The organism is Paenarthrobacter sp. NPDC090522 (genome assembly GCF_044769225.1).
Taxonomy (GTDB): domain Bacteria; phylum Actinomycetota; class Actinomycetes; order Actinomycetales; family Micrococcaceae; genus Arthrobacter.
This window is the reverse complement of record NZ_JBIVXL010000001.1, coordinates 181,829-196,777: the sequence shown is the minus strand read 5'-3', so window position 1 is coordinate 196,777 and position 14,949 is coordinate 181,829. Positions and strand designations below refer to the sequence as shown.

Below are 14,949 nucleotides of genomic sequence, written 5' to 3'. Positions count from 1 at the left end.
GGAAAATGGTTCGGTGACTTTCAACCTGGACACCATCGGCAAGGGCCTGGTCTTCGCCGATTCCCTGGACAAGCTGGCCTCGGCCCTCAAGGCCAAACCCGGCGGCACGGCCGTGGTGCAGGCGCCGCCCGGTACGGGTAAAACGACCCTGGTGCCGCCCTTGCTGGTCAATCTGCTGCACCATGAAGGCCACCTCCGGCCCCGCGTGGTGGTTACGCAGCCCCGGCGCGTCGCTGCCCGTTCCGCGGCGCGCCGCCTCGCTGCCCTGGACAGCCTCGCGCCCGTGAAGGGCGGGACGAGTGGCGGTAGTCCCGGAGGCCGCGTGGGCTACACCGTCCGCGGTGAATCGCGGACGGGCAAGGACACGTTGGTGGAGTTCGTCACGCCGGGTATCCTGCTGCGGCGGCTGCTGTCGGACCCGGCCCTTGAAGGCACCCACGCGGTAATCCTGGACGAAGTCCATGAACGTGGACTCGAAACGGACCTCTTGCTCGGCATGCTGGCCGAAGTCCGCCAGGTACGCGAAGACCTGCTGCTGGTGGCCATGTCCGCCACCCTGGACGCGCCGCGCTTCGCTGCCCTCCTCGGGGAAGCGGACCCCGACGGCGGATCACCGGCACCGGTGGTTGACTGTCCTTCCGCGCTGCACCCCTTGAGCGTCGAATGGGTTCCGGGGCCTTCCCTTCGACTGGATGACCGCGGTGTGGCCCGGAGCTTCCTGGACCACGTTGCGGACACCGCGGCGCAGGCCCACCAGCGGATGCTCCACGACGATCCGCAGGTTGACGCGCTCGTTTTCCTGCCCGGTGTCCGCGAAGTGGCCCACGTTGCCGCCCGCCTGCGCGATCGCGCGGACCATGGCACGGAGGTCCTTGAGTTGCACGGCCAGGCATCGCCACAGGAACAGGACCGGGCAGTGTCCGGCCGGGGTCCAGGCGGACCCGCGCGCATCATTGTGTCCACGGCCCTTGCCGAATCGTCGCTGACCGTCCCCGGCGTCCGCTTGGTCATCGACTCGGGCTTGTCGCGGGAACCACGCAGGGACGCGGGCCGGGGAATGTCAGGGCTGGTCACGGTTTCCTGCTCGCGGGCTTCGGCCGGGCAAAGGGCCGGGCGTGCCGCACGCCAAGGCCCGGGAACGGTGGTCCGCTGCTATGACCAGCAAGCCTTTGCCGCAGCCCCGGAACACCAGACCCCGGAAATTGCCGTCGCGGACCTGACCGGAGCCGCGCTGCTCCTGGCCTGCTGGGGTGCTCCGCGCGGACGGGGACTGGCCCTCCCCGATGCGCCGCCGACGGTGTCCATGGACGATGCCGTGGAGGTCCTCCGTGAGCTCGGGGCGGTCACCGCGGAAGGCAAGGCCACGGGCCTTGGCAGGACCCTGGCAGGGATCCCGGCGGATCCGCGCCTCGCCCGGGCACTGCTGGATGGGGCAGCCGTGGTCGGTCCGCGGACAGCGGCGGAAACAGTGGCCCTCGTCTCCGGTTCAGGTCCGGCCGGCAAGCGGTTCGCCGAGGAGGCCAAGCGCTTCGAAGCGATCGCGCGGAAGGGCGGTACCGCCGTCGTTCATTCCGCACCGCACCGCAGCCCGACGCGGGACGAAGAGCCGGGGTTCGTCGTGGCGCTGGCGTTCCCGGACCGCATCGCGCGCCGCGTGGCGGGGGACGGGCCAGCGAGTTACCTTCTCACCTCCGGCACGCGCGCCGGACTCCCGGGAGGAAGCCCCCTCGCGGGGCAAGAGTGGCTCGCCGTGGCTGAGGTCTCCCGGGCGCACGGGCGGGATGCCGCCGGTACGGGGGCCGTCATCACGTCCGCGGCCCCGCTTGCCGCGGACCTGGCGCTCTCGGCGGCCCCGGACCTGCTGGAAGAGGGAGTCCGCGCACGCTTTGACGGAGGCAAAGTCTCCGCACGGCTGGAACGGCGCCTCGGTGCCATCGTGCTATCGTCCACACCGGTCCGGCCGGGCCCGGAAGCCAGCCGCGCTGCCGTGGGCGAGGCCCTCGCCAAGCGCGGGCTGTCCATGATCGGGTGGTCGGATGCCGCCGATGCGTTCAGGCGCCGCCTGGCCCTCCTCCACAACGTGCTCGGCGAACCGTGGCCGGACGTCGGCGAAGAGGCACTCCTCTCCCGCCTTGACGAGTGGCTCGGCCCCGAGCTGGAGGCCCTCGCCAACGGCAAACCGGCCACGGCACTGGACCTTTCCGAGCCGCTGCGCCGGCTCCTCCCGTGGCCCGAGGCTGTCCACCTGGACAACCTCGTTCCCGAGCGCCTGCAGGTTCCGAGCGGCTCCCGGGTGCGGATCGACTACCCTGACGTTTCCGGCCACCCTGGGGAGGACCACGACGTCGGACGCCCGGTTGTGGCGGTCAAGCTGCAGGAATGCTTTGGCTGGGACAGGACGCCGCGGCTGGTGGACGGCAGGGTGCCGGTCCTCTTCCATCTGCTGTCACCGGCGGGCCGTCCGTTGGCGGTGACGGACGACCTCGCGTCGTTCTGGTCCGGTCCCTACGCCCAGGTCCGGGCCGAGATGCGGGGACGCTATCCCAAGCATCCCTGGCCCGAGGATCCATGGACAGCCCGGGCGACGGCCAGGACCAAGAACCGTATGTAGCCCCTACAACCTGTCCAGCATGAACTGGACCTCGCCCTCAACAAACGTGCCCAGGACGGCGCTTGCCGCAAGTTCGTCGGGCGCCGTGGTGAGGGGATCGAGGTCGAATACCGTGAAGTCGGCCCGCTTGCCCACGTCGATGGAGCCTGAGACGTCCCAGAGCCCGGCAGCCTTGGCGGCATGGGAGGTGTATCCCTCCAAAGCCTGCAGGGCCGTGAGCGCTTGCGCCGGAGCGATCGGTTCCTGCCCGGGGTGCCCGGAACGCCTGCGCAATTGGGCATCGGCCAGGATGGGCAGGGGTTCGTAGGGGGCTATGGGCCAGTCCGAGCCGATGCCCAGGACGACGCCCGCGTCCCGGAGGTCCCGGCAGCGCCAGGCACGGTCCGCGCGCTCCGGGCCGAGCCGGGTGGACCAGTTGTCGCTGTGGTCGGCGAGCGAGTAGTGGGTGCAGTGCGTGGGCTGCATGCTGGCCACCACTCCGGCGTCCTTGAACCGCTCCACGAGTGCGTCGGGGACCGTCTCGATGTGCTCAATCCTGTGCACCGTGTGCTGGTAGCGGGACCGGACAGACCGGGGGAGCGAGCCGAAGGCGTTGAGCACATGCTCCACTCCGGCATCACCGATGGCGTGCGTGGCGGTCGGAATTCCGCGGGCCGCAAAGTAGTGGACCGCCGCGGCATATTCTTCCGGCCGCGGCCAGAAGGGCGCCGTGGATTGGCCGTAAAGGTCCGGCTCGTCAAGCCATGCTGTTCCATTGTCGATGGTGCCGTCCACGAAGAGTTTGATGGCTTCGATGGACCAGCGTTGCCCTCCTGTCCCGATGGAGGCGGCCAACTGCCCCCACTCCGCTTCTCCCGAGCCGGGCATGCACCAGGGTGCGGTCCGGAGCCGCAGCGGCAAACCGCCGTCGGCCTCCAAGGCATTCAGGAGGGCGGCTGTTTCGTCCCCGTGGTCCATGACATGTCCGCCGGTCAGGCCCGAACGGGCGAAGTCCTGCAGCAAGCGGCCCAGCCGGACCTTCCGTTCCGCAAAGGATTCCCGGGGAATGTACCGCTGCACGAGTTCCATGGCGGCCGCCTCCAGGAGCAACCCGGTGGGAGTGCCACCGGCATCGCAGACGACTTCGGCCGCTTGCGTGAAGTCCCGGCGACCGTCGACGCCGGCAATCTCCAAGGCACGGCTGTTGGCAAGTGCTGAGTGACCGTCGAACAAGCGGATCATCGCGGGACGGCCACCTGCGACGTCGTCGATCACCGAGCGGTGCAGCGGTTCTGTTCCAAAAGCGTTCGGGTTCAGCCCCCACCCGCGCAACCAGCCGCCGTCGTTGGTCCGTTCCGACTCCGCCTTCAGCATCGCGCGGACATCTTCCAGGCCCACCGCTGCGGAAAGGTCGACGCCGATGGTCAGGTCCAGCCCGAACACCGGGTGGATATGGCAGTCCACCAAACCCGGGGTCAGGGTGGCCTCGCCAAGGTCCACCACCTCGGTGCCGGACCGTCGCCAGTCGTGCGCATCGGCTCGGCTCCCGACGGCGGCTATCACGCCGCCATTGACGGCTACGGCTTGGACGGGCTGCTTCCCGTCGGCACCCTTGCTGAGGGTGTGGACGGTATCTGCCAGGACGATCAGGTCAGGAGTCATGGGTTTCAAAGCTTCCAATGCGGTTGAAGACGTGTGGGCGGGCAGTGCGCAGGCGGCGTGCGATCAGCAGGCCGGCCAGGAAAACAACGGGGGAGACCAGCAGGAGGATGGTGTTGGTCAGGGCGTCGGCGAACGTCAGGAGTTCGATGTTGACGGCAATGAGCACCACAACGCCGAAGAGAAGGATTGCGGACGCCACGCTCACCGGAACCAGCAGCCGGTTGGTGACAGCTGCGGGGGTGCGGCGGAGGTAGATGAAACAGGCCACGGAAACCAGTCCCTGGAGCGCCACGATTCCGAAGATGCCGGGGGTGTTCACCCAGATCAGCAACTGCTTGTAGGGGTCGGCCCCGGCAAGGGCGCACACGGCAATCACGACGGCGGCAAGCACGGTCTGGATCTGCCCGGCGCGGTGCGGGGATTTGTACGTGGGGTGGGTCTTGCCAAGGAAGGCAGGGAGGACGCCGTCTTTGGCGAGCATGTAGACGTAACGGTTGATGGCGTTATGGAACGCCAGTTGCGATGCGTAGACGCTCGTGACGATCAGGACGTACATCACCACTTCCGCCCAAGGCCCCACGTAGTGGTTGATGGTGGCAAAGAACATCCCGTCGGCCAGTTCGCCCGCTGCCGCCACCACGTCGCCGTCGCCGAAGGCCTGGACCACCGTCCAGACGACGAAGGCGTAGAAGACAGACATGAAGCCCACCGCAATGTAGGTGGCGCGGGGTACGGACTTGTCGGGATTCCGGGCCTCGCGGCGGTAGAGCACCGTGGATTCAAAGCCCATGAATGCGGCGAAGCAGATGGCCAGGATCGCGAGGACGCCGGGCGTGAAGGCGTTCCCGGGTTCGAACGATGCCCCGCTGATGCCGTGCGCCCCACCGGAGGCAAGGATGCCCGCGCCCATGATGGCCAGGATGGCTGTTTCGGCAATGAGGAGGACACCAAGGACCTTCGCTCCGACATCGATGCCGCGGTATCCGAGGAACCACACGGCGCCGATCGCCACGAGGGCCACGGCGGGCCAAGGCACGTCCAGGCCGAAGAGCGTCCGGAGCATGGCCTGGGTCTGGACGGCGAACAGTCCATAGACGCCGATCTGGAGGCAGTTGTAGGACACGATCGCCAGGATGGCGGAGGCCAGCCCCACGGTCTTTCCCATGGCCAAGGTGATGTAGGTGTAGAAGCCGCCGGCGGCTTTGACGTGTTTGGTCATGGCCATGAAGGCGACGGCAAAAACGAGCAGGACAGCGCCGGCGATGAGGTAGCCCATGGGAGCGCCAATGCCCCCGATGCCGATGGCTACCGGGGCCACGCCGGCCATGACGGTCAGTGGTGCCGCTGCGGAGATGACGAGGAAGGCGATGCCTCCCGTTCCGATGGCATTGCGTTTGAGCCCATTGGCAGCCTCGGCTGCGGGCGGGCGGGTTTCGGTGTCAGACATGGGGGTCCTCGAGGGGTCTGGAAGCTGGGAAGTGGTGGGAATCGAGGCGTTAGCGAAAGCCTTTCGTTTTATCGTAGGGCGTTGTGATCCGCCGCACAATACTTTCCTGCAAAGTCATGGGAGTTGTGGCTAGAGTCGTAGCAACAACCGATTGGAGTACCCATGCCACGCCCGCCTGTCCCACTCATATCCATCGACGCCTTGGTGACGGCCGCTTTGGAACTGGTGGACGAAGCCGGCGATTTCAGCTTGCCCAAGCTGGCCAGGAAAATCGGCGTCAGCCAATCGTCCATCTACAACCACGTCAGCGGCCGCGACGAAATCCTCGAGCTCATGCGCGGACGGATCATCTCCGAGAGCCCCTACCAGCTTCATGAGGGCCAGGGTTGGGAAGAATCGCTCCGGGCCATCGTGCGCAGCTACCGGGACGCGTTCGCCAGGCACCCCCGGCTGGCACCGCTCATGGTCCTTCAAACGGTGCAGGATCCACAGGTGCTGGCCCTGTACGAAAATCTGGCGATTGCCCTCGAAGAGGCCGGGTTCCGCGGGCAGGACGTGGTGTCCGCCATCTCCACCATCGACAGTTTCGCGTTGGGCTTCGCCCTGGACCTGGCAGCGCCGGAGGTGGTCTGGGCTCCGCCGGTGGACGGATACCCGGCGTTGTCCGGTGCCCTGGCGCAGGCGGGCCCGTCAGTGGAACGTGGTGAAGCGGCTTTCGACTTCGGCCTGGAGATCCTCATGGCCGGCCTGCGCTCCCGCCTCAAACAGGCGTTGGTCTGACTCCCAGATTTCTTGCGTACCATTCGACGGTGACCCTCACCGCCTTCGATCCCGCTTCCATGCCCGAAACCTGGTGGGCAGCCGTCGTCCGCGGCTTCACCGACGTCCACACCACTGCCGTGCCCCTGCCCGTGCTCCTGGCCATCGTTGCCGGCGCCACGCTGCTGAGCGTCCCCAGGGCGACGTGGCGGTGGTTCGGCCTGTACGTCACGTTCGTGCACGAACTCGGCCACGCCTACGCGGCCCTCATGACCGGTCGTTTCGTGCACAGCCTGCGGATCGGCCTGGACCATTCCGGCCGCCTCGTCAGCAGCGGGCGGAGTGCCTTCGGTGCGGCGTGGTCCGGGTTCTGGGGATATCCGGCCCCGGCGGTGGTGGGCCTTGCCCTGATCGCCGCCTTCTCCGCCGGACGGTCTGGTGCTGCCATGTCCATCGGCGCCCTCATCCTCCTGGTTTCACTGGTCTTCCTGCGGAACCTGACGGGGATACTGGTAGCAGTGGTCAGTGCTGCCACGGCCCAGTCACTGATCATCTTCGCTTCACCCGAGGCCGTGAACTACGTGGTGCTGGCGCTGGGTATTGCGCTCACGGTGGGTGGCGTCCGTGACCTGCTGAAGCTCGCGGGGGTGCACACCAGGCGGAGGGAGCGTATCCAAGCCTCGGACGCCTGGATCCTGGGTCGCACCACGGGCGTCCCCAGCTTCGTCTGGATGACGGGCTTCACGCTGGTCATCACCGGATGTGCCGCTGTTTCCGCAGGGCTGCTCTGGGGAATGCTGGGGATAGTGGCGGGATAGCGCCTCGAATCTGCGCTGCTGCCTCTTGCCCTGTGGTTGCTTGAGGGTGTCCAATCCTTGTACACGTTCGAACCAAGCCATGCGTTCGGACTCCGAGCCTGGATACGAACACCGGGAGGCGCCCATGTCCGCGAAGGGCACGCGCGAGACAGCCAAGGCCACGGGATCAAGCGCCGCGGAACCCCGACGAAGCGAGAATGGTGCAGCACTGACCGCCAGGAACCCGGCCCGGATCAGGAACGTCGCCCTGGTGGGACATTCGGGAGCAGGCAAGTCGATGCTGGTGGAAGCCCTTCTTGCAGCCACCGGTGCGATCTCCCGGATGGGTTCCATCACCGAAGGAACCACGGTCAGCGATTCGGATCCCTCAGCTGTTCATCAGCAACGTTCCGTCTCCTTGTCCGTGGCGCCGATCCTGGTGGGCGACATCAAGGTCAACCTGATCGACACCCCGGGCTACACCGACTTCACCGGCGAGTTGCGTGCCGGTCTCCGGGCCGCGGACGCGGCCCTTTTTGTTGTCTCGGCCATCGACGGAATAGACGGCGCCACCATCGCCCTGTGGGGCGAGTGCGAGCGGGTCCGTCTGCCGCGGGCCGTGGTTGTCAGCAAGCTGGACCATCCGCGCGCAGACTTCAGTGCCGCCGTCGCGCGCTGCCAGGAAGCCTTCGGCGAGTCGGTGCTGCCGCTGTACCTTCCGGACGCTGACGGGGTGGCAGGAGTCCTGCACGGCGTCGGCCAGGCCGATGACGCCGTGCTCGAGGAAGCGCGCGGGCCCTTGATCGAGGGCATCATTGCGGAGAGCGAAGACGAGACACTCATGGACCGGTACCTCGGCGGCGAGGAATTGCCGCTGGGGGACTTGATCGAGGACCTGGAGAAGGCTGTTTCCCGGGGCAGTTTCTTCCCGGTCATGCCAACGTCGGCCGAAACGGGCCGGGGGCTGCCGGAACTGATGGCGCTCCTCACCGACGCGCTGCCGTCGCCCTTGGAACGTCCTGCCCCGCCGGCCATGCAGCTCGACGGGTCTTCCCTCAAGGACCTTGCCTGCGACCCGGACGGACCGTTGGCTGCCGAGGTGGTGCGCACAACAGTGGATCCCTTCCTCGGCCGGGTGTGCCTGGTCCGGGTGTTTTCGGGAACGTTGAGGGAAGACTCTTCCATCCATATCGGCGGAAGGGGCCTTGCGGACAGAGGCCATGAGGACCACGACTCCGACGAACGGGTAACGCATCTGTACTCGCCGGTGGGGTCCAGCCTGAAGCCCGTCCGGGAATGCGTTGCCGGGGATATTTGCGCCATCAGCAAGCTCGCCGGCGCAGAAACCGGGGATACCGTGTCGGATAAGGAAGCACCGCTGCTTCTCGAGACCTGGCACATTCCCGAGCCCTTGATGCCTGTAGCCGTGGAAGGGGCGTCCCGCAGCGACGAGGACGCCCTGGCCAAGAGCATCGGCAAGGTGGCAGCTGCGGATCCCACACTGCGGGTGGAACGCAACCAGGACACCCATCAGTTGGTCCTCTGGTGCATGGGGGAGGCGCACGCCGAGGTGGTCCTGGACCGCCTGCGTGGACAGGGAGTCAAGCTCCAGACTGTGGAGGTGATCACGCCCTTGCGGGAAACGTTCGCCGGCAAGGCCGCCGGTCATGGCCGGCACGTGAAGCAGTCCGGCGGGCACGGCCAGTTCGCCATTTGCGACATCGAGGTTGAACCCCTGGGGCGCGGCGAGGGCTTCCAGTTTGTCGACAGGATTGTGGGTGGCGTCATTCCCGGAACCTTCGTGGCGTCAGTCGAGAAGGGCGTGCGCGCCCAGATGCTCAAGGGCGTCTCTGAGGGCTTCCCCGTGGTGGACATCAAAGTGACGCTGGTGGGCGGAAAGACCCACAGCGTGGATTCCTCGGATGCGGCCTTCCAGTCGGCCGGGGCTCTGGCCCTTCGCGAAGCGGCTGCTGCGGCAAAGATCCAACTCCTTGAACCCGTGTCCCGGGTGGTTATCAGCGTTCCTGACGAATATGTCGGAACGGTGATGAGCGACCTTTCAGGCAGAAGGGGGCGTGTGACCGGCACCGACAGTGGTGGCGGCGAAGGCACCGAAGTCAGTGCCGAAGTGCCGGACCAGGAACTCCTGCGTTACGCCATCGAACTCCGGGCCCTCACTGCGGGTACTGGGCGGTTCCGCCGGGAGTACCTGCGCCACGAGCCCCTGGCGAAGTAGCCCCCGCCGGGCGCTCGGTGCGCATGAAGCCCGCCACGGCAGGTGCCAGCGATGCGCCGACTTCCGCTGCCGTGCGTTTGACGCCTTTGACGCCGAAGGAGTGGTCCCCGCCTTCCACCCATTGAAGGGTGGCCGTTGGCCCGATGCGGGACACCACGGACTCGAGCAGTTCGGGTGTTGCGAACGTGTCCCTGGTGCCCTGCAGGAAAAGCATGGGCGTGGTGATCCCGTACAGGTGCTCGTCCCGGAGCTTTTCGGGTTTGCCCGGAGCATGCAAGGGATAGCCGAGGTACACGAGGCCTTGGACGTCCATGCCCTCGGCCACGGCCATGGATGCCATGCGTCCGCCGAACGATTTCCCCGCCGCCCCGAGCGGCATACCGTGGGAGACTTCGACGGCTTTGGCCACCACGGCCCGCCACGTGGCGATGGCAAGCGGTGGACGGTCGGGGAACCGGCGTCCTGCGGCCCGGTAGGGGAAGTTGAAGCGGAGCGTCGCAACACCCTCTGCCGCCATTGCCTCGCAGAAACCCTGCAGGAACGGGTGCTCCATGCCCGCCCCGGCGCCGTGGGCCACCACCAGGGTGGCGGACGGGTCTTCCGGCCTGAGGTGGATGCCCGGGACATCGGTGTCGTCCACGGAAATGGTCAGGGCGGTTTCGGTGTTTGGCATGCATCCATCATGGAGCAGGTTTACGTGGGGACGCGCATCAATTTCGCCCAAAACGATCCCCACCTGCTGACGGGCAGGGTCCCCGCACGGTAGCTTGTGGCCATGGCGAGTGAATCCACCACCCTGACCGTGCCCGGCCCCGACGGCCCCCGCGAGGTCCGTATCTCCAGTCCAAGCCGTGTCATCTGGCCCGAAGCAGGGCTGACCAAGCTGGACCTGGCAAGCTACCTCTCGGACGTGGGGGAAGCCTTCGTGGCTGCCAATGGAAACCGGCCGGTCAGCCTGCAGCGCTATTCAGGCAACATCGAAGGAGACATGTTCTTTTCGAAGAACCCTCCCAAGGGTGCCCCGGACTACATCCGCTCGGTCATGGTCACCTATCCCAGCGCCAGATCCCATCCGCAACTGGTGATTGACGAGCCGGCCGCCGCCGTGTGGGCGGCCCAGATGAACACCGTGGTCTTCCACCCCTGGGCTTCGCGGGCCAACGATCCCGACAATCCTGACCAGCTGAGGATCGATCTCGACCCTCAGCCAGGCACGGATTTCGCCGATGCCATCCCGGCAGCCCAGGAGCTGCGCTCCGTCCTGGACGAGGCCGGCCTGACGGCCTTCATCAAGACCTCCGGCAACCGGGGCCTGCACGTTTATGCGCCGATCCATCCCCAGCACGAATTCCTGGACGTCCGGCACGCCGTCATTGCCGCAGGCCGCGAATTGGAGCGCAGGATGCCCCGCCACGTCACCACGGCGTGGTGGAAGGAGGAACGCGGTTCCCGGATCTTCGTGGACTTCAACCAAGCCAACCGGGACAGGACCATTGCCGGCGCCTACAGTCCCCGCGCCGTGGCCCAGGCCCAGGTCTCCTGCCCGCTGGCGTGGGACGAACTGGAGAATGCCGACCCCGCAAAGTACACCATCCAGACGGTCCCGGACCGGCTCAGGACCACCGGCGATCCGTGGGCGACCATGCATGAAAAGCCCGGCAAGATCGATGTCCTGCTGCAGTGGTGGGAACGCGACGTGAAGAACGGGCAAGGCGAGATGCCGTTCCCGCCGGAATTTCCCAAGATGCCCGGCGAGCCCATGAGGGTCCAGCCGAGCCGCGCACGCAAGCCGGAGGAGCAACCGGAGAAGTGATATGAAGCGGGCGTCTGCACCCGGGGCCGCCGGATTCTGCTGCGGCCTGTTGCTCGCCGCCTGCCTGGCGTCTTCGTGCACTGATCCACCGGGGCCGCTCCCGCCGCCGTCAACAGCGCCGTCACCGGCGCCGGTGACGGGCACGACGTCGGCCCCTCCTTTCGCCCGGACCACACCGCCGGTTCCCACTTCCCCAATACCGTCGGCGTCCGCGGATGCCACCAACTCCATGGTGTTCCTGGAACTCCAAGCCTCACTGGAAGTGTTCAGCAGGGAACTGATCAGCCAGGGGGCTCCGGCGGTGCTGATGGAAGCACGCTCCGGCCAGCAAAGCTGGACGTCTGCGGCAGGGGTCCGCAGCCTCGAAAGTGGACTGCCGGTGGATGCGAGCGATCCGATCGTGGTGGGCGGGGTGCTCCGGAGCATGCTTGCCGTGTCCGTCCTTAAGTTGGTGGAGGAAGGCAAAGCCGCCCTCGACCTCCCCGTCAGCGCCTACCTGCCGGACTTGACCGGTGGGGTGGCCGGGGGCGGCGGCGGTCCCGTGGGAGACCTTTCCCTCCGCCACCTGTTGGCCGACTCGTCGGGCCGCGATTCGAGCCGATGGGCGGACACGGTGCTCATTCGTGTGGTGGAGCGGCTCAGGGGAGCTGCCCTCATCGACGTGCTCCGCCGCGAGGTGTGGGGTCCCCTGGGGCTGCGATCCATGGCTCTGCTGGACGACGCCGGGGCCATTCCCAACCTCGTCCACGGGTATGCCTCCACCGATGGCGGGACCGTGGACATCACAGAGACCCCACCAACGGCAGGCCAGTCGCCGCCGCGGCTGGTGTCCTCAGCGGCGGATGTGAATACCTTCCAAGCGGCCCTCCTTGGCGGACGCCTGCTGGCGCCGTCCAGCCTGCTCCTGATGAAGGGCATGGTGTCGGCCGACTATGGGCTGGGACTGGACCAATGGGATGACAGGTGCACCAATGGAAACTACTACGGCCATGCCGGCGACCTTCCCGGCTTCGGAACCATCACCATGAGCAGTGCGGACGGAAACCGCCAACTCACCATCGCTGTCGCCACTCCGCCGGAGCCGGTCACCGGCCAGCCCTCGGCCATCGTCCTTGAACTGACCCACCTCGCGCAGGTAGTCCTCAACTCAAGCTGCCGTTTCCGCTTTGGCTAGTGGCGGCGTCGTCCTATTCGAAGCGGGAAGGATCCCCGGTGCCGCGGCGGACCACCTCGGCCACGCCGCTGGAGAAGTCAATCACCGTGGTGGGTTCGGAGCCGGTGTCTCCTGAGTCGATGACGGCATCCACCTCATTGTCCAGGCGCTCCTTGATCTCCCAGCCCTGGGTCAACGGTTCTTCCTCGTCAGGCAGCAGGAGCGTGCTGGACAGGAGCGGCTCGCCCAGCTCGGCGAGGATCGCCTGGACCACCTTATGGTCCGGAATACGCACGCCAACAGTCTTCTTCTTCGGGTGGAGCAAGCGCTTGGGCACTTCCCGGGTAGCGGGAAGGATGAACGTGTAGCTGCCGGGGGTCACGGCCTTGATGGCGCGGAAGACGTCGTTGTCCAGCATCACGAACTGGCCCAGCTGGGCAAAATCCTTGCAGACCAACGTGAAATGGTGCTTGTCGTCCAGGTGACGGATCGCCCTGATCCGGTCCAGGGCTTCGCGGTTCCCGATCTGTGCACCCAACGCGTAGCAGGAATCGGTGGGGTAGGCGATCAGCCCGCCGTCCTGCAGCATGTTCACCACTTGGCCGATGGCCCGGGGTTGGGGATCTACGGGGTGCACGTCAAAGAATCTGGCCATGGGACGAGCCTACGCCAAAGCTAGGAAAGGACGTCCTTGGCGGAGAACTTCGCGTACGCCAGGGCACCGCACACTGCCACATAGCCGGCTTGGAGGAGCGCGTTGTCAGCAAAGGATCCCCACGCCATGGGCTGCCGCAGCAGGTCGGCAAACCCGAGCCAATGGTGGCTGAACAACCACGGATGGAGCCACTCGAGCTGGGGGAGGTTGTCCAATACCTGCGAGACGACAGCCAGGACGATCGTGGCAGCCATGGCACCTACCGGCACGTCCGTGAACGTGGAGATCAGCAGTCCGATCGCGGACAGGCCCAGCAGCGAGACGGCGATGTAAGCGGCGATCAGCAACGACCTCACCACGGATTCGCCCACGCTGATGGTGTCGCCGGACAACAGCGTCACAGGGCCGATCGGAAAAAGCACGACGCCGGCCAGCGCACCGGCAGCGGCGACGGTTGCCGTGGCGGCGATACAGAAAGCGACGGCCCCGGCGTACTTGACCAGGAGGAGCCGTATCCGGCCGGCCGGTGCCAGCAGAAGGTACCTCAGGGTGCCAAGGTTGGCTTCGCCCGCAATGGTGTCTCCGGCTACCACGCCAACGGTCAGCGGGAGGAACAACGGGACGCAGACCACCAAGGCCGTCACTGCCACGAACAGGCCGTTTTGGCTCACCCGGTCAAGGAACAAGGGGCCACGGCCGGGCGGCACTTGCCGCGAGGAGAGCTTGACTGCCACGGCAATCAGGATGGGCACGCCGGCAAGCGCCAACAGCATCGCCCACGTCCGGAGCCTGCGGAAAAGGACAGCCAGTTCGGAGCCCAGGAGGCGCCAGCCCACGCCTGGGCGGACAGTTGGCCCGGATACAGCGTCAGCCGACAACGTCAAACCCCTCTCCCGTGAGTGACACGTACCGTTCCTCCAAGCTGGCGTTCTCCACGGAGAAGCCACGCACGCGGACCCCGTCGCCAACCAAGGCAGCGACGATCGCCTCGGGTGCCATGCCGTCGAGGCCGCCGCCCAGCACGGTGCCGGGCGTTGGTGCCGGGCCGGGAACCAGCCCCAGCCGGGCCAGGACCCGGGTGGCATGTCCGACGTCGGGCGTTGTCACCAGGACGGCAGATTGCCCCGTGGAGCGCAGTTCGTCCAAGGTACCCTGGGCCACGAGCCGGCCGGCGCTCATGATGCCCACATGGGTGCACATGTGTTCCACCTCGGCCAACAGGTGGCTGGACACGAAAACCGTGGTGCCACCTGCTGCCAGGGAACGTACCAGGTTGCGGACTTCGCGGGTGCCTTGGGGATCCAGGCCGTTGGTGGGTTCGTCCAGGACCAGGAGCTTTCGAGGCCGGAGCATGGCGTTGGCCAGTCCAAGGCGTTGCTTCATGCCCAGCGAGTAAGCCCGCACCTTCTTTCCCGCGGCGTGCCCCAGGCCCACCCGTTCCAGGGCATCATCCACGCGCTGCCGTCGTGTTGCGGGCGGAGCGTGCCTGTCCGCGGCATCAAGCCTCAGCAGGTTTCCTGCGCCGGTCAGGAATGGATAGAAGCCCGGTCCTTCCACCAACGCGCCAACATCCGGCAACACCTCTGAAAGGCTCCGGGGCATATCCCGCCCCAGGACCTTGATGGTGCCCGCGTCAGCCGAAACCAGGCCCAGGAGCATGCGGATGGTGGTGGTCTTGCCGGATCCGTTCGGGCCCAGGAAACCGAACACGGAACCGCGGGGTACGGCCAGGTCAATGCCGTCCACGGCAGCGCGGTGGCCGAAGCGTTTGGCTAATCCCCGCGTCTCCAGGGCGAGGTCAGTGCCGGCCGCGCCGGGCGATTCCGTGGCACGCAGC

The 14,949-nt window shown here is 66.8% G+C and carries 12 protein-coding genes; 6 read left to right on the top strand and 6 right to left on the bottom strand.

What is annotated here, in order from left to right; all coding sequences use genetic code 11:
• Positions 1-13 precede the first annotated feature (13 nt).
• Complete coding sequence (gene hrpB / locus ACIQT2_RS00880; RefSeq protein ID WP_402942680.1) at positions 14-2,611, top strand: ATP-dependent helicase HrpB; 2,598 nt, start codon at positions 14-16, stop codon at positions 2,609-2,611.
• A 3-nt stretch (positions 2,612-2,614) separates the two neighbouring features.
• On the opposite strand, the gene ACIQT2_RS00875 is transcribed toward hrpB, so the two are convergent.
• On the bottom strand, positions 2,615-4,252 hold the full coding sequence (locus ACIQT2_RS00875) for an amidohydrolase (RefSeq protein ID WP_402942679.1): 1,638 nt from the start codon (positions 4,250-4,252) through the stop codon (positions 2,615-2,617).
• Positions 4,242-5,699 carry an APC family permease gene (locus tag ACIQT2_RS00870; RefSeq protein WP_402942677.1) on the bottom strand — a complete coding sequence of 486 codons (1,458 nt, stop codon included), beginning with the start codon at positions 5,697-5,699 and terminating at the stop codon, positions 4,242-4,244. The genes ACIQT2_RS00875 and ACIQT2_RS00870 overlap by 11 nt, the downstream gene beginning before the upstream one ends.
• Before the next feature lie 162 nt (positions 5,700-5,861).
• Here ACIQT2_RS00870 and ACIQT2_RS00865 point away from each other — a divergent pair, with 162 nt between their 5' ends.
• The 3 genes from ACIQT2_RS00865 to ACIQT2_RS00855 all read left to right on the top strand — a co-directional run bounded on the left by ACIQT2_RS00865 (position 5,862) and on the right by ACIQT2_RS00855 (position 9,491).
• Positions 5,862-6,479 (top strand): TetR/AcrR family transcriptional regulator C-terminal domain-containing protein, encoded by a 618-nt coding sequence (locus ACIQT2_RS00865; RefSeq protein ID WP_402942674.1) that lies wholly within the window; start codon positions 5,862-5,864, stop codon positions 6,477-6,479.
• A gap of 29 nt (positions 6,480-6,508) precedes the next feature.
• Entirely contained in the window at positions 6,509-7,276 is a 768-nt protein-coding gene (locus tag ACIQT2_RS00860; protein ID WP_402942673.1) for a M50 family metallopeptidase, read from the top strand.
• A 124-nt stretch (positions 7,277-7,400) separates the two neighbouring features.
• Positions 7,401-9,491 carry an elongation factor G-like protein EF-G2 gene (locus ACIQT2_RS00855; protein ID WP_402943111.1) on the top strand — a complete coding sequence of 697 codons (2,091 nt, stop codon included), beginning with the start codon at positions 7,401-7,403 and terminating at the stop codon, positions 9,489-9,491.
• On the opposite strand, the gene ACIQT2_RS00850 is transcribed toward ACIQT2_RS00855, so the two are convergent.
• Complete coding sequence (locus tag ACIQT2_RS00850) at positions 9,430-10,164, bottom strand: alpha/beta family hydrolase (protein ID WP_402942671.1); 735 nt, start codon at positions 10,162-10,164, stop codon at positions 9,430-9,432. The genes ACIQT2_RS00855 and ACIQT2_RS00850 overlap by 62 nt on opposite strands.
• A gap of 102 nt (positions 10,165-10,266) precedes the next feature.
• Between ACIQT2_RS00850 and ligD the strand changes: the two genes are divergently transcribed.
• The gene (gene ligD, locus ACIQT2_RS00845; protein ID WP_402942668.1) at positions 10,267-11,304 is read left to right on the top strand and encodes a non-homologous end-joining DNA ligase; all 1,038 of its coding nucleotides are present in this window, start codon (positions 10,267-10,269) and stop codon (positions 11,302-11,304) included.
• Between the two features lies 1 nt (position 11,305).
• A complete protein-coding gene (locus ACIQT2_RS00840) occupies positions 11,306-12,478 on the top strand; it encodes a serine hydrolase domain-containing protein (protein ID WP_402942666.1) in 1,173 nt (390 codons plus the stop codon).
• Positions 12,479-12,491: 13 nt separating this feature from the next.
• On the opposite strand, the gene ACIQT2_RS00835 is transcribed toward ACIQT2_RS00840, so the two are convergent.
• From ACIQT2_RS00835 to ACIQT2_RS00825, 3 genes are read right to left on the bottom strand one after another with little or no spacing between them, the layout of a single operon-like run.
• Positions 12,492-13,112 (bottom strand): L-threonylcarbamoyladenylate synthase, encoded by a 621-nt coding sequence (locus ACIQT2_RS00835; protein ID WP_397321741.1) that lies wholly within the window; start codon positions 13,110-13,112, stop codon positions 12,492-12,494.
• A gap of 20 nt (positions 13,113-13,132) precedes the next feature.
• Positions 13,133-13,996, bottom strand: coding sequence for an ABC transporter permease (locus ACIQT2_RS00830; protein WP_402942663.1), 864 nt, complete (start codon positions 13,994-13,996; stop codon positions 13,133-13,135).
• Positions 13,980-14,948, bottom strand: coding sequence for an ABC transporter ATP-binding protein (locus ACIQT2_RS00825; RefSeq protein ID WP_402943108.1), 969 nt, complete (start codon positions 14,946-14,948; stop codon positions 13,980-13,982). The genes ACIQT2_RS00830 and ACIQT2_RS00825 overlap by 17 nt, the downstream gene beginning before the upstream one ends.
• Between the last annotated feature and the right edge of the window lies 1 nt (position 14,949).

What these genes read in the sequence shown, in the direction of transcription:
- ACIQT2_RS00850 (WP_402942671.1), bottom strand. Translation starts at nt 10,164, where the DNA reads ATGCCAAACACCGAAACCGCCCTGACCATTTCCGTGGACGACACCGAT.
- ACIQT2_RS00865 (WP_402942674.1), top strand. Translation starts at nt 5,862, where the DNA reads ATGCCACGCCCGCCTGTCCCACTCATATCCATCGACGCCTTGGTGACG.
- ACIQT2_RS00855 (WP_402943111.1), top strand. Translation starts at nt 7,401, where the DNA reads ATGTCCGCGAAGGGCACGCGCGAGACAGCCAAGGCCACGGGATCAAGC.
- ACIQT2_RS00840 (WP_402942666.1), top strand. Translation starts at nt 11,306, where the DNA reads ATGAAGCGGGCGTCTGCACCCGGGGCCGCCGGATTCTGCTGCGGCCTG.
- ACIQT2_RS00835 (WP_397321741.1), bottom strand. Translation starts at nt 13,112, where the DNA reads ATGGCCAGATTCTTTGACGTGCACCCCGTAGATCCCCAACCCCGGGCC.
- ligD (WP_402942668.1), top strand. Translation starts at nt 10,267, where the DNA reads ATGGCGAGTGAATCCACCACCCTGACCGTGCCCGGCCCCGACGGCCCC.
- ACIQT2_RS00875 (WP_402942679.1), bottom strand. Translation starts at nt 4,252, where the DNA reads ATGACTCCTGACCTGATCGTCCTGGCAGATACCGTCCACACCCTCAGC.
- ACIQT2_RS00870 (WP_402942677.1), bottom strand. Translation starts at nt 5,699, where the DNA reads ATGTCTGACACCGAAACCCGCCCGCCCGCAGCCGAGGCTGCCAATGGG.